The 14472-nt window shown below is 67.4% G+C and carries 10 protein-coding genes; 3 read left to right on the top strand and 7 right to left on the bottom strand.

From position 1 onward, the window contains the following. Positions 1–75 precede the first annotated feature (75 nt). On the bottom strand, positions 76–819 hold the full coding sequence (locus tag EPO41_RS19800) for a dienelactone hydrolase family protein (protein WP_296328586.1): 744 nt from the start codon (positions 817–819) through the stop codon (positions 76–78). Positions 820–893: 74 nt separating this feature from the next. Here EPO41_RS19800 and EPO41_RS19795 point away from each other — a divergent pair, with 74 nt between their 5' ends. Next, entirely contained in the window at positions 894–2099 is a 1206-nt protein-coding gene (locus EPO41_RS19795; protein WP_296328583.1) for a CoA transferase, read from the top strand. An 8-nt stretch (positions 2100–2107) separates the two neighbouring features. Beyond that, positions 2108–2962, top strand: coding sequence for an SDR family oxidoreductase (locus EPO41_RS19790; RefSeq protein ID WP_296328580.1), 855 nt, complete (start codon positions 2108–2110; stop codon positions 2960–2962). Here EPO41_RS19790 and EPO41_RS19785 read toward each other — a convergent pair whose 3' ends face one another. From EPO41_RS19785 to EPO41_RS19775, 3 genes are read right to left on the bottom strand one after another with little or no spacing between them, the layout of a single operon-like run. Beyond that, positions 2963–4063: an AI-2E family transporter gene (locus tag EPO41_RS19785; RefSeq protein WP_296328578.1), complete on the bottom strand. Its 1101-nt coding sequence runs from the start codon at positions 4061–4063 to the stop codon at positions 2963–2965. 46 nt (positions 4064–4109) lie between these two features. Next, the gene (locus tag EPO41_RS19780; protein ID WP_296328575.1) at positions 4110–5291 is read right to left on the bottom strand and encodes an efflux RND transporter periplasmic adaptor subunit; all 1182 of its coding nucleotides are present in this window, start codon (positions 5289–5291) and stop codon (positions 4110–4112) included. Next, positions 5281–8481: an efflux RND transporter permease subunit gene (locus EPO41_RS19775; RefSeq protein WP_296328572.1), complete on the bottom strand. Its 3201-nt coding sequence runs from the start codon at positions 8479–8481 to the stop codon at positions 5281–5283. The genes EPO41_RS19780 and EPO41_RS19775 overlap by 11 nt, the downstream gene beginning before the upstream one ends. A 165-nt stretch (positions 8482–8646) precedes the next feature. Between EPO41_RS19775 and EPO41_RS19770 the strand changes: the two genes are divergently transcribed. Then, a complete protein-coding gene (locus tag EPO41_RS19770; protein WP_296328570.1) occupies positions 8647–10242 on the top strand; it encodes a GMC family oxidoreductase N-terminal domain-containing protein in 1596 nt (531 codons plus the stop codon). Between the two features lie 89 nt (positions 10243–10331). On the opposite strand, the gene EPO41_RS19765 is transcribed toward EPO41_RS19770, so the two are convergent. From EPO41_RS19765 to EPO41_RS19755, 3 genes are all read right to left on the bottom strand, one after another. Next, complete coding sequence (locus EPO41_RS19765; protein WP_296328567.1) at positions 10332–10733, bottom strand: hotdog fold thioesterase; 402 nt, start codon at positions 10731–10733, stop codon at positions 10332–10334. Continuing rightward, on the bottom strand, positions 10730–12232 hold the full coding sequence (locus tag EPO41_RS19760; protein ID WP_296328565.1) for an indolepyruvate oxidoreductase subunit beta family protein: 1503 nt from the start codon (positions 12230–12232) through the stop codon (positions 10730–10732). The genes EPO41_RS19765 and EPO41_RS19760 overlap by 4 nt, the downstream gene beginning before the upstream one ends. 85 nt (positions 12233–12317) lie before the next feature. Continuing rightward, positions 12318–14471, bottom strand: a complete 2154-nt coding sequence (locus tag EPO41_RS19755) for an indolepyruvate ferredoxin oxidoreductase subunit alpha (protein WP_296328563.1) — start codon at positions 14469–14471, stop codon at positions 12318–12320. Position 14472: the final 1 nt, after the last annotated feature.

The following is a 14472-nucleotide window of genomic DNA, read 5'->3' as shown; positions in this document are numbered from 1 at the left end:
GATGGGCAACGACAAGACTGTAGCCCACCCTTCGAGACGCGGCCGGTGGCCGCTCCTCAGGGTGAGGTGGTGCGGCTAACTCAGGTGCCGGCGGAACAGCGCCAGCATGCGCTCGTAGTGTTTCTCGCGAGCGGCCTCGTGCAGGTTGCCGCGGTCGGAGAAGGCATAGCCGTGGTGCGTGCCCGCCTCGGTCTCGACCCTCGACGGGAACGGCGCGGCGGCCAGCAGCCGCTCGAACTTGGCGACGTCCGAGAGCGGCACGTAGGTGTCGTGTTCGGCGAAGGCGTAATAGCCCTCGGCGGTGATGTCGCCCAGCATCAGGTGCGGCGAGTCGGGCTTGTCGGTGATCAGGCGCGTTCCGTAATAGGACGCGAAGCAGCCGATGCGATCTGGATGCGCCGCGGCGGCCGCCGTGACGAAGGCGCCGCTCATGCAGTAGCCGACCAGCCCCACCTTGCCGGGCTTGGCGTCGGGCAGGGTCGGCAGCACGTCGAGCACGGCGCCCGTGTCCGCCGCGACTTTCGCGTTTGAGATCGACTCCATCAGGCCGAACATGCGCTTCAGGTTGGCCTCACCGTCGGGATGGTTGCGGGTCGGGCCGCAGACGAATTCGCGCGTCGAGCGATAGTAGAGATTGGGCAGCAGCACGTAGTAGCCGGACTGCGAGATCCGCCGGCAGATCTCGCGCAGGCCTTCGCGCACGCCCGGCGCATCCATCAGCATGATGACGACCGGTAGCGGCCCGCCATCGTCGGGCCGTACCGTATAGGTGTTCAGGACGCCATCTTGCGTGGCGATATCAAGCTCGCGTTCGATCATGTCCGGACGGTACCGGGCTCCAGCCCCATGGTCTATAACCGCGCCTCCTGTCTGAATTCGAGGAGTGGAACGAGATGCCGGTGGCAAGCGGGGGCGCGCTCGAGGGCCTGAAAGTGATCGACCTGTCGCGTGTGCTGGGAGGCCCCTATTGCGGCCAGATGCTGGCCGACCACGGCGCCGACGTGATCAAGATCGAGCCGCCGCAGGGCGACGAGACCCGCACCTGGGGCCCTCCGTTCGACGCCGAGGGCATCTCCGCCTACTTCGCCGGCATCAACCGCAACAAGCGCACGATCGCACTGGACCTCTCCAGGCCGGAGGGCCGCGAGGTCCTGCTGAAGCTGCTCGAAACCGCCGACGTGCTGATCGACAACTTCAAGACCGGCACGATGGAGAAGTGGGGCATCGGCTATCACGACGTACTGGCCGCGAAATTCCCGCGGCTGGTCCATGCCCGCGTTTCGGGCTTCGGCGCCGACGGGCCGCTGGGCGGCTTTCCGGGTTACGACGCCATGGTGCAGGCCTCGGCCGGGCTGGTCTCGGTCAATGGCTCACCCGAAGGCGGCCAGGTGCGCATCGGCGTGCCGGTGGTCGATCTCTCGACCGGCATGAACGCCACGATCGGCATTATGATGGCGCTCTACGAGCGCAACCGTTCCGGCAAGGGCCAGTTCGTCGACGCGACGCTCTACGACAGCGCCATCGCGCTGCATCAACCGCATGCTCCGAACTATTTCATGGCGGGCCTCAAGCCGAAGCTGGTCGGCAACAGCCATGCGAGCCTGGTGCCCTACTCCAACTTCCCGACGAAGACCCGCAACATCGTGGTCGGCGCCGGCAATGACGGGCAGTTCCGCAAGCTGACGCAGATGTTGGGCAAGCCGGAACTGGCCGACGATCCGCGCTTCAAGACCAACAAGGACCGCGTGGCCCATCGCGCCGAACTCGAGGCCGAGCTGCGCGCGCTGCTGAAGGATCGCGACGCCAACGAATTCTCGCAGGAGCTGATGCGCGGCGGCGTGCCGTCGGCCGCCGTGCTCGAAGTCTCCGACGTGATGGAAGCACCGCACACGAAGCATCGCGGCATGGTGTGGGAGAAGGATGGCTGGCGGAACGTCGGCAATCCCGTGAAGCTCTCGCGCACGCCTCCCAAGGTGCGCACCAAGCCCAAGAAGTTCGGCACCGACACCAGGGCGGTGCTCCAGGAAGCCGGCTATTCCGCTACCGAGATCGACGGGCTGGTTGCGTCCGGCATCGCCTTCACCGAGACCAGGAAGTAGGAGTAACGATGTTCCAACCCGACCTGCTCAAGGGCAAGCGCATCCTGGTCACCGGCGGCGGCACCGGCCTCGGCCGCTCGATGGCGCACCGCTACCTGGAACTCGGCGCCAACGTAATCATCTGCGGCCGCCGCGAGGAGGTGCTGAAGGAGACCGCGGCTGAGCTCGCGAAGGAGACCGGCGGCGAGATCGAGACGGTGGGCTGCGACGTGCGCATCCCCGACGCCGTCGAGGCGATGATGGACAAGATCTGGGAAAAGCGGCCGCTCGACATCCTGGTCAACAACGCCGCCGGCCAGATCCTCGCCCAGACCCACAAGATGTCGCCGAGGGCGATCGATGCCGTGCTGGGCATCGTGCTGCACGGCTCGGCCTATTGCACCGTGGCGGCCGGCCGCCGCTGGATCGACGCCGGCGAGCGCAACAAGGTGGTGATGTCCATCCTCACCGTCTCGTCCCTGACCGGCGCGCCCTTCACGGTGCCGTCGGCGATGGCCAAGGCGGGCGTGCTGGCCATGACCAAGAGCTTGGCCGTCGAATGGGGTCCCAAGGGTATCCGCACCTGCGCGATCGTCCCCGGTCCCTTCCCGACCGAGGGCGCCTGGAGCCGGCTGATGCCCAAGGAACGGGGCGGCAACGAGGACATGATCAAGGCGATCCCGATGCGCCGTACCGGCGAGCATATCGAGCTGGCCAACCTCGCGGCCTTCCTGGTGAGCGACGGCGCGGCCTACATCAACGGCGACGCGATCGTCATCGACGGCGGCAAGATGCTGCAGTCGGGAGGCGGCGGCGCCAACACCTCGGCAATGCTCGACTGGACCGACGAGCAGTGGGACGCGCTCCGCCCGAAGAAGAAGTAGTCAGGACGCGGGGGCCGGAACGTCGTCTGCTTCGACCTTCCGGCCCGCCGCAATCCAGGCCGCCAGCAGGTCGTAGAAGACCGACAGCACCACAGGCCCGACGAACAGGCCGATGAGGCCGCCTGCGAGTGTGCCGCAGATGACGCCGGCCAGGATCACCGCCATGGGTGTCGGCAGGCCGCGCGCCATCAGGATCGGCCGCAGCACGTTGTCGAGCAGCAGCAAGGGCGCGGTATAGACCGTGAAGAGGCCGGCATGCAGCGCCGGCAGGTACATCCAGGTCCAGATGACCACCGGGATCATGACGATGTTGGGTCCCACCTGGACGATCGCCAGCACCAGGCAGACGAAGGTGATGGCGCCGGCAAAGGGCACGTCCGCCACCAGCATGCCGATGCCCAGCAGAGCCGACTGCAGCAGGGCGATGCCGATCACCCCCTGCGAGACGTTGCGGATGGTCGAGCCGGCGATCTCGATGAAGTGCCGGCCGCGGGTGGCGGCGGCCCGCGCCGCCAGATCGCGCAAGGTGCCGGCGAGTTCGTCTGAATAGGCCAGCAGGGCGCCCGCCACGATGATGGCGCCGGCGAACTGCAGCACCTCCAGGAAGACGCCGGCCGCGATGCGGCCAATCCAGCGGCCGGCCGACGTAAGTTGCTCCATGTGGGCACCCAGCATGGTGCGGAGGTCGTTTGAGGCGTTCAGCCAGAAATCGTAGACGCGCGCGCCGACCATCGGCCAACTCTTGACGGACTCCGGTGGCGGCGGCACGACGTGGCCGCCCCGCAGCAGAAGCCGCGCATAATCGTCCAGGCTCTCGATCGCGGAAGCGGCCAGGATGACGACGGGCGCGAGCAGCAGGACGAGCAGCAGCAGGGACAACAGTGCCGCCGCGATCCCGTCGCGGACATGCAGGCGGCGGCGGACCAGGTTGAACAGCGGGTAGACGGCCACGGACAGGATGACGGCCCACATCATCAGCGCTGCGATCGGCCTCAGCAGCAGCAGGCTCACATAGACGATGGTCGCGATCAGGCCGAGGCGAATCGCCAGGTCGATCGTGAACCGTGTGACCTCGGCCCTGCCCTTTTCCGTCTCGATCATCGCCGTCTCCGCCGCCGCCCCCTGCCGCCCTCGTGGCGGAGGGCGTTTATCGCACGGCGGCGGGCTTGGCGGTATCCACCACGCGAACCGCATCGCCGTCGGACAGGCCGTCCGGCGGGCTGTCGATGACGCGGTCCTGGACGGTGAGGCCGCTGCCGATCTCGACGATCTGCCCGAGGTCGCGGGCGATCGTGATCCGCTTCAGGACGACCTTGCCGTTGGCGTCGACCGTCGCGACGCGCAGGCCGTTCCTGTCGAAGATCAGCGCGCCCGACGGGATGGCCAGCGACTGCATGCTGGACGGCAGCTCGATGCGGGTATTGGCGAAGGCGCCGGGCATCAGCTCGCCGCTGGCATTGTCGACCACCACCTGCATGCGGGTCGTGCCGGTCTGGGCATCGACGGCGCGGGCCGACGCCTCGACGACGCCCTTGTAGACCTTGCCTGGATATTCCGGGACGGTGATCTGCACGTTGGTGTTCAGTTTCACCGCCGGCACGAAATTCTGCGGGACGCTGACGTTGAGGCGCAGCTTGTCGACGTCGGAGATCACGAACAGGGCAAGGCCCGCGCTCGATTCGGCATTGATGAGCGCGCCCACGTCGGTGTTGCGGGTCGTCACGATGCCGTCGAACGGCGCGGTGATGCGCTTGAAGGCCGACAGCACCTCGAGCCGATCGACGGCGGCCTGCGCCGCCCTGGTCAGGGCCTGCTTCACCATCAAGTCGTTGGTCTTCTCGTCGACCGTCTGGCGCGACACCGTGTTGGCACCGCCAAGCTGTTGCCAGCGGCCGGCCGTTATGGTGGCCAGCTGCTCGGCCGCCTGAGCGCTGGCGAGCGAGGCCTTGGCCTGCAGGAGCTGCTGGTCGAGGTCGGGCGCCTCGATCTCGGCCAGGAGCTGGCCGGCCTTCACCGGCGCGCCGATATCGACATAGTAGGCCTTCAGGAAGCCGCCGACGCGGGCGTAGATCGGTGCGCGGGAGTAGGCCTCCAGGCGGCCCGGCAGGTCGAGCGACGTCTTGTTGGCGCCGGTCGACGGGCTGACGACGCTGACCGTCGGGACCGCCTGGGTGTCGGTCCATTCCTTGAGCCTGGCTTCGCTGGCCTGCCGGCTCCAGATGCCGTTGACGACGACGGCGGCGAGGCCAAGCGCGGCGGCAAGGCCGAACAGGACCAGGCCGCGTCGCGAACGCGACTTGGGGGCAGCGGGAAGGGTTTCAGGCGACATGAGGCGCTCCGGGCACAGTGGCGGGCGCTTTGGAGGCCGCCTTGCCGTGATTGCGATGGACGACGCTGAAGACCACGGGGACGAAGATCAGCGTGGCGATGGTAGCAAAAACGAGGCCGCCGATGACCGCGCGGCCAAGCGGGGCGTTCTGCTCGCCGCCCTCGCCCATGCCCAGCGCCATGGGCGCCATGCCGATGATCATGGCCAGCGCGGTCATGACGACAGGGCGGAAGCGGACGAAGCCGGCGTCGAGTGCGGCCGCCGTGGCATCGCCCAGCTCGGCCAGCCGCTCGCGGGCGAAGGAGATCACCAGCACCGAGTTCGCCGTCGCCACGCCCATGCACATGATGGCGCCGGTCAGCGCCGGCACGGAGAGCGTCGTGCCGGTCGCGAACAGCATCCACACGATGCCCGCGAGGGCGGCCGGCAAGGCGGTGATGATGACGAACGGATCGCTCCACGACTGGAAGTTCACCACGATCAGCAGGTAGATCAGCACCACCGCACCCAGCAGGCCGAAGATCAGGCCCGAAAAGGCCGATTCCATCGTCTTCACCTGGCCCTGGACCTTCACCGAGCGGATGCGCGGCGACTGCAACGGCGCGAGCTCCGACACGACGGCGCGTATGTCGGCCGCCACCGAGCCCAGGTCGCGGCCCTGCACGGCGGCATAGACCTGCACCATGCCCTGCAGATCGTATTGCGAGACCACGGCATTGGCGGTGTCGCGCCTGATGTCGGCGATGCCGCCCAGCACCTGGAGCTGCGAGGCCGCCGGCGCCATGATCGGCAGGTTGCTGAGCGAGGCCAGCGAATCCAGCCGGTACTGCGGCGTCTGCATGACGATATTGTAGGTCACACCGTTGGCGGGATTGAGCCAGTAGGTCGGCGCGACCTGGCTGGAGCCCGCGAGATTGACGACTAGCGAGTTGGTCACGTCGCGGGTCGTCAGGCCGACGGTCTGGGCGCGCGAGCGGTCGATGTCGACGGCGAAGACCGGCGCACCGCGCGACTGCTGGATGCGTGCGTCGACCACGCCGGGAATCTTGCGGATGCGCGCCAGCAGCCTGTTGGCATGCTCGAAGCCGGCATTGGTGTCGGACGTGCGGACCTGTACGTCGATGGGAGACGGTGCGCCAAAGTTCAGGATCTGGCTGATGATGTCGGCCGGCAGGAACGAGAAGGTGAAGCCCGGGAACATCGCGGGCAGGCGCTTCCGCAGTTCGGCCACGTATTCATCGGTCGGCTTGTGATCGGCCGTCAGCTTGATCTGGATGTCGCCGTCCTGCGGCCCGATCGTGCCGGTGTTGTTGTAGGCCATGTTGATGCCGCTGACCGGCATGCCGACATTGTCCGCCATCGTCGCGATCTGATTCGACGGGATGATGGTGCGGATCGCCTTCTGGATGTCCGCGAAACTGTTGGCGCTCTCCTCCACGCGCGTGCCGATCGGTCCGCGCACGTGCATCAGGATCTGCCCGGAGTCGACGGTGGGGAAGAAGTTGCGGCCGAGGAACGGCACCAGCGCAAACGAGGCCAGCACGAAGCCCAGGAAGCAGACGATGAACACCGGCCGGTGGTTCAGCGCCAGGCCCAGCAGGTCGTGATACATGGCACGCAGCTTCTCGAACTGCACTTCGAAGCCGCGCTGGAAGCGTACCAGCGGATTGCGCGAAGGCGGCGGCGCATGGCCGTCGGCGTGCACGGTGTGCGGCTTCAGCAGGAAGTTCGCCATCGTCGGCACCAGGGTACGCGACAGGACGAACGAGCAGACCATCGCGAAGATCACGGCCATGGCCATCGGCACGAACAGGAAGCGCGCCACGCCCTCCAGGAAGAACATCGGCACGAAGACGATGCAGATGCAGAGCAGCGACACGAAGGCCGGCGCGACGATCTGCTGGGCGCCGTCCATGATGGCGGTCTCGACGTCCTTGCCCTGTTCGAGGTGCCAGTTGATGTTTTCGATGGTGACGGTGGCGTCGTCGACCAGGATGCCGACGGCCAGCGCCAGGCCGCCCAGGGTCATGATGTTGAGGGTCTCGCCGAAGGCCGCAAGCAGCGCGATCGACCCCAGGATGGCCAGCGGAATCGAGATGGCGATGATCACCGTCGAGCGCCAGCTGCCGAGGAACAGCAGGATCATGAGGCTGGTCAGCACCGCGGCCAGCACCGCCTCGTGCGCCACACCCGACACGGCGCCCTCGACGAACAGCGATTGGTCGCCCAGGATCTTCAGCGACACGTTCTCGGGCAGGACCCTCTTCAGCTCCTCCACGCGCTCCTTGATGCCGGCGATGATCGCCAGGGTCGAGGTGGCGCCGTTCTTCAGCACCGCCAGGAGGACCGAGCGGCCGTCGTCGACATGCACGATGTTCTGTTGTGGCGGGTTGCCGTCGCGGACCTGCGCCACGTCGCGCAGATAGACCACGGTGCCGTTGGCGGCGAACACCGGCAGGTCGGACAGCGCGTTGAAGTCGACCGGCGCGTTGTTGAGCTGGATCGCGTATTCGTGACTGCCGATCTTCTGCGTGCCGACCGGGGTCAACAGGTTCTGGGCCGCCAGCGCATTGGCCACGTCGTTGGCCGAAAGGCCGCGCGCCTGCATGGCCGCCGGATCGAGGTCGATCTGGATCTGGCGGAACTTGCCTCCGAACGGGAACGGGATGGCGGCGCCCGGCACGGTGACCAGCGGCGTGCGCACGGTGTTGATGGCGAGGTCGAACACCGCCTGCTCCGGCACGCCCCTGCCGGCCAGCGCGAGCTGGATGATCGGCACGGTGGCGGCGTTGTAGTTCAGGATCAGCGGCGGCGTGATGTTCGGCGGCATCTGCTTCAACACCGTCTGCGAGATCGCCGTGACCTGCGCGTTGGCGATGCTGATGTCGACCCCGGGCTGGAAGAAGATCTTCACGATGCCGATGCCGGTGTAGGATGTGCCCTCGATATGCTCGATGTCGTTGACGGTGGTGGTCAGGGCACGCTGGAAGTTCAGCATGACGCGGCCCGACATCTGGTCGGGCGGCAGGCCGGTGTACTGCCAGACCACCGCGATGACCGGGATGCGGATCTCTGGGAAGATATCGACCGGCGTCCGAAGGGCCGCCAGCGGCCCGACGATCAGGATCAGCAGCGCCATCACGACGAACGTATAGGGCCGCTTGAGGGCGACCCGGACCAAACCAATCATATTGGCCGTACTTCCACTCGAATGTGAGTCGCCCTGTTCCCCAGCCCTGGCGACCGCTTATCGGAACACGCGACATCATAGCTGTCGAGGCGAGATTGCCCCTGTCAACTGCATGGCGGTGCGCTACGCTTGCATGACAGCGAATGCGCGGGGAGAGCAGGAGAAATGGCCGAGTACGACTACATCATCGTTGGCGCGGGTTCGGCGGGCGGCGCCTTGGCGGCGCGGCTCACGGAAGTGCCGACCAACAAGGTCCTCCTGCTGGAGGCCGGTGCGGCCAGCCATCCCTATTCTCGCATGCCGCTGTCCTTCGGCCTGCTGATCGACAATCCGGCCGCCAACTGGCTCTACCAGTCCGAACCGGAGCCCAACACCGCCAACCGGGTGATCCCGGTGCCGCGCGGAAAGGTGCTGGGTGGGTCGAGCTCCATCAACGGGCTGGTCTGGGTGCGCGGCCAGCCGCTCGACTTCGACACCTGGGCGCAGATGGGCTGTCGCGGCTGGAGCTGGCGCGACGTGGCGCCGCTCTTCACCCGCATGGAGAACTTCGTCGACGGCGACGGTTCGAACGGCCGCGGCACGTCAGGGCCGCTGAAAGTCTCGACCGTGCCCGACCAGAACCCGCTCTACGACGCGCTGTTCGAGGCCTCGAAGGCCGCTGGCTTCAAGACCAATCCGGACTACAACAGCGAGGATCAGGAAGGCGTCGTGAAGACGCAGACCTCGATCTACAAGGGCCGGCGCATGAGCGTGGCGCACTGCTACATCGAGCCGGCGATGAAGCGGCCCAACCTGCATGTCGTCACCCACGCCCACACGCTGCGTGTCCTGCTGGAGGGCAAGCGCTGCGTCGGCGTCGAGTACGAGAAGGACGGCAAGGTCGTCCAGGCCAGGGCCAGGGAGACGATCCTGTCGGCGGGCGGCGTCGCCAGCCCGCAGATCCTCGAACTCTCCGGCATCGGCCAGCCGGAGCTGCTGAGGAAGCACGGCATCGAGGTGAAGCACGAGCTGAAGGCGGTGGGCGAGAACTTCCGCGACCACATCAACGCCCGCATCATCTGGCGCCTGAAGGTCGCCAACGTCTCCTACAACCACATGGCCCGCGGCATCGGTGCCGTGACGCAGATGATGAAGTACCTGGCCACCGGCGGCGGCTTCATGAGCCTGCCCTCGGCGCCGCTGCTGGGCTTCCTGAAGACCCGGCCTGAGCTCGAGACGCCCGACGTGCAGATGCATCTCGTGCCCTACTCGATCAAGGACCCGAAGACCCGCAAGCTGCAGGACTTCCCGTCGATGACGATCGCCTGCTACCAGCTCCGCCCCGAGAGCCTGGGCTCGATCCACATCCGCTCGGCCGATCCCAAGGCCCATCCGGCCATCCGTTTCAATTTCCTCGCCGACAGGATCGACCAGGACGCGATGACCGCCGGCTTCCGCATGATGCGCAGGATCGTCGATGCCAAGCCGATGGATCCCTACCGCGACGAGGAATTCTCGCCGGGCCCGTCGGTGCAGACCGACGAGGAGATCCTCACCTGGATCCGCAACAACTCGCAGACCGCCTATCACCCGATCGGCACCTGCCGCATGGGCCCCGAAGGCCCGAGCACCGTGGTCGACGACAAGCTCCGGGTCCACGGCATCCAGGGCCTGCGCGTCGCCGACGCCTCGATCTTCCCGACCATGCCCTCGGGCAACACCAACGCGCCCTCCATCATGGTCGGCGAGAAGATGGCGGATATTTTGAAGGGCGCGGCGTGAGCCTCATTGGAGCGCGCCACTCCAGTGGCGCTCAAGCTCTTCATCGATAAGCAAGGCATGAGCGCCACTGGAGTGGCGCGCTCCCTTGATCAGACGACCACCGGCTTGCCGCTGATCAGCGCGGTGCCGGTCATGGCGGCGACGAGCTTGCCGTCACCGCGCACGACGTCGATGCGGTAGGTCGAGGCCTTGCTGGAGCGAGAGATCTCGACCGCGGTGGCCGTTAGCACGTCGCCCAGCCGCACGGCCACGCTGTAGACGATATGCGCATCGATGCTGCCCGAGACGACGCCCTGCGAATTACAGGCATAGCCGAAGGCCGCGTCGGCCAGGGTGAAGGTGAGGCCGCCATGGCCGACGCCGTTGAAGTTCAGATGGCGCTCCTCGATCGCGACGCGCGTCACGGCCCGGCCGAGCGAGGCCTCGACGAGATCGACGCCGAGGGTCCTCGCGAAGGTGTCCCGCCGTGCCAGCGCCGAAACGTCGATCATTCGGCCGCCTGCCGCAGCGGCGGCGTGGCGGCAGCGATGGCGGCCAGTGTCTTCGAGAGCGATTCGCCCTCGGGATCGGACAGCGCCGCGACCCGGGCATTGGCCACGGCATCGGCCGCCGCCCGCGGGGTCAGGCGCCCCGCCAGGGCCGGCGCGATCACCGCGTCGGCAATGCGGCGGTAGTTGCCGAGGCCGCGTTTGTGGGTGTCGCCATAGCCCTTGATCAGGCGCGCCGACTCCGCGATCTCCCGCGCGAGATCGATGCCGAGCGGCGCGGCGGCGTGGATCTGGCCCAGCCAGCGCTCGATCTCGGCCTGCTCCTCGACATAGCGAAAGGTGCGCGGCCGCCACCAGCGCAGGCCGGCCACGAGGCGCAGCCGCGCGAAACCCAGGATGGTCGTCGTGCGCACATGCATCGAGAAGTAGGTCGTGCCGAGACGGCCGGTCCGCTCGCCCCAGGCCAGCAGGCGCCGCGCCAGCGATGGCGGCAGGATCGCGGCGATCTCCTCGATACCCGGCTTGAAATGCTCGGTGATCTCCAGCGGCTCGTGCGCCTTGGCGCGAACCTCGGCCCGCACGCGCGTCAGACGCTCGGCCGAGGTCTTGGCCTGGGCCACGCGGATCAGGTCCTCGAACGACATGCGCACGGCGAGATGGCGCGCCACCTCGCGCAGTAGCTCGGCCGAGCCCACCGCGTCGATCGTCTCGAGCCGGTCGAGGTAGAGCGCGGCGTAGCGCCGGTCCTGATAGGCCGTGAGGCGGCGGATGCCCTCCTCCACGACATCGAGACTGGCGGCCGGGTAACTCCGTCGCGCCCGCTCGATCAGGTCCTCGACACCCTGCGCCGCGCTCTGCCGCTTGCGATGCTCGCGCACCGCCTGCTCCAGTTCGCCGCGCGCATGGCCGCGGCCAAAGGCGAAGGCCGCGAGATTGGTGTCGACCGACTTTCCGGCATGGCGGATCGCCGTTTCGAAGTCACTGTCGGGAATCGGCAGCTTGCCGGAGCCGGCCAGTGCGCCCAGCAGCACCGCGTTGATCACGCCGCCGGATTCCTCGGCGGCCTGGTCCATGTCGAACAGAATCTGCTCGCGACTGCGCTCCTTCACGGCGCGCAGCAGCTTGCCGACGTCGAAGCTGCCGTCCCCCATCGCCATGCGCTCGCCGATCGCCAGCACGCGATGGGTCGAGGCGATGAGCGTCGTGCGATCCGGCGTCACGAAGCCGTTGAAGATCATGCGACCGGCTTCCAGCAGCTCGGTCGCCAGCGCGACGTCGACCTCGCCCATCGCCGGATTGAGCGCCAGCACCGATGACGGCGCGGCGCCGGCCGGCATCACCTCGACATAGTAGGTCGTGGCGCCGGTGCGCTGCGCGACGCCCGGGATCTGCGTCGCCTGCACGGGGAGCCCGCGGCTCTGCGCCGCCGAGACGATCCAGTCGCACAACACGCCGCCGCCATCGCCGCCCAGCGCGCCGATCAGGATCGTGATGGGCTTCATGGGCTGGGGGCGCGCCACTCCAGTGGCGCGATCTTCTTATTTCGACAATGCATGACGCGCCACTGGAGTGGCGCGCCCCCAGCGCTCAACATGCCATCGCTCCGATCACCTTCGACCGGACCTTCCACTTCAGGCGATCCCACCAAGTCTCGTTCTGGACGATGTCGGCCTTGTAGAAGGACGGGCAGAGCACGGCGGCATCGGCCACCTCGCCGCACAGGCCGCAGCCGACGCAGCCATTGTTGACGCTCGCCACCGGGTCGCTGCGCAGCGGATCGGGGCTGGGCTTCACCACCAGCGACGGGCAGCCCGACAGCCGGATGCAGGAATGGTCGCCGGTGCAGACCTCGTCGTCGACGCCGTAGCGCGTGCGCACGACCCGCTCGCCGCGCTTCAGCTGGGCGGCGATCTGCGGGCGGATGCGGCGCTGGCGGGCGAGCTGGCATTCGCCGTCGGCGACGATGACCTTGAGGCCCTTGTCGTCGGTGCTCATCGCCTCGCGCAAAGTCTTGAGCATGGTACCGACATTGTAGGTGCGGATGGTGCGCAGCCAGCCGACGCCCATCGCCTTCAGGGTGGCGGCAATGTCCGACGTCGTCTCGCCGTCGCGACGGTTGCCCGACGTGTTAGGAATGAACTGCGCCCCGGTGGCCGAGGTGTAGCCGTTCTGCATGATGACCAGCACGCGGTCGCCGCGGTTGAACATCGACGAGGCGACGCCGCTCAGCAGGCCGTTGTGCCAGAAGCCGCCGTCGCCCATCACCGAGATCGTGCGCTTCTGCATCACCGGCGCGACCGCGCCGGCCGCGGCCAGCGACATGCCGAAACCCAGGATCGAATTACCGAGATTGAACGGCGCCAGCGTCGCGAACGAATGGCAGCCGATGTCGCTCGAAATGTGGACCTTGCCGACCTCGCGTTCGAGCAGCTTGATGGCGGAGAAGACCGGCCGCTCGGGACAGCCGGTGCAGAAGCCCGGCGGCCGCAGCGGCAGCGGCCCGCCCAGAAGGCGTTGAGCCTCGGCACGCCCCGCACGCGCGGCCTCGAAGCGCTCGCGCGGCTTGCTGAGGTCGATGTCGTTGGCCGACTGGGCGAAGAACTTCAGCAAGCCCTCGGTCACCACCTCGGCGGTGTATTCGCCCGCCATCGGCAGCACGTCCTTGCCGTAGACCTTCGTGTCGATGTCGCGCTTGCGCAGGATCACGTGGATCGCCTGCTCGATATAGTCGGGAGCGCCCTCCTCAACGACCAGCACGGCGCGCTTGCCCTTGCAGAAGTCGGCGATCTGGTCGGGCACCAGCGGATGCGTGACGTTCAGCACAAGGGTCGGGATCCTGCCCTCGACGTCCAACCGGTCGAGACCGCGCACCAGCACGTTGGTGATACCGCCCTGGACGATGATGCCGAGATCGGAGCGCTCGCCGGGAAGGTGCTCGTTCAGCCCCTGCTCGATGATGAAGCGTTCGGCGGCGGGCTGGCGGACCTCGACCTTGATCTTCTCGTGCGCATAGGTCGACGGCGGGTGCGAAATGCGATCGTAGTTGTGCGCGGCGGGCTCGGCCAGGCGCCGGTTGCGCGAGATGGCAGGCGGCACGTTGTCCCTGGCGACGAACTCTCCTGTGACGTGGCAGGCGCGGATGCGCAGCTCCATCATCACCGGCGTGTTGGTCGCCTCGGAAAGCTCGAAGGCCTTCTCCGTGCAGCGCACGATGGTCGGCAGCGACGGGCGCGGGTCCATCAGCCAGACGGAGGACTTCAACGCGTAGGCCTGGGTGCGTTCCTGGATGACCGAGGCGCCCTCGCCATAATCCTCCCCGACCACGATCAGCGCGCCGCCGATCACGCCGGGTGAAGCGAGATTGGAGAGCGCATCGGCCGCCACGTTGGTACCGACGATCGACTTCCAGGTCACGCAGCCGCGCATCGGATAGTTGATCGAGGCTCCAAGCAGCGCCGCGGCCGAGGATTCGTTGGTGCAGGTCTCGAGATGGACACCGAGTTCATCCAGCAGGTCCTGCGCTTCGACCAGCACATCGACCAGGTGCGAGACCGGCGCACCCTGATAGCCGCCGACATAGGCGACGCCGGATTGCAGGATCGCCTTGGTGACCGCGAGGATGCCCTCGCCGCGGAAGACCTCGCCCTCGCCCAGCCGCAGCGCGCGCACTTCCTCGGTGAAGGAGCGTTCCGGGTTGGTCCGCTGGGAGACGGGACGCTGGGCCGCCGGCTGGTCGAGCATG

Origin of the sequence: Reyranella sp. (genome assembly GCF_004297265.1) — a bacterium.
Taxonomy (GTDB): Bacteria; Pseudomonadota; Alphaproteobacteria; order Reyranellales; family Reyranellaceae; genus Reyranella.
This window is presented reverse-complemented; position numbering and strand designations above follow the sequence as displayed.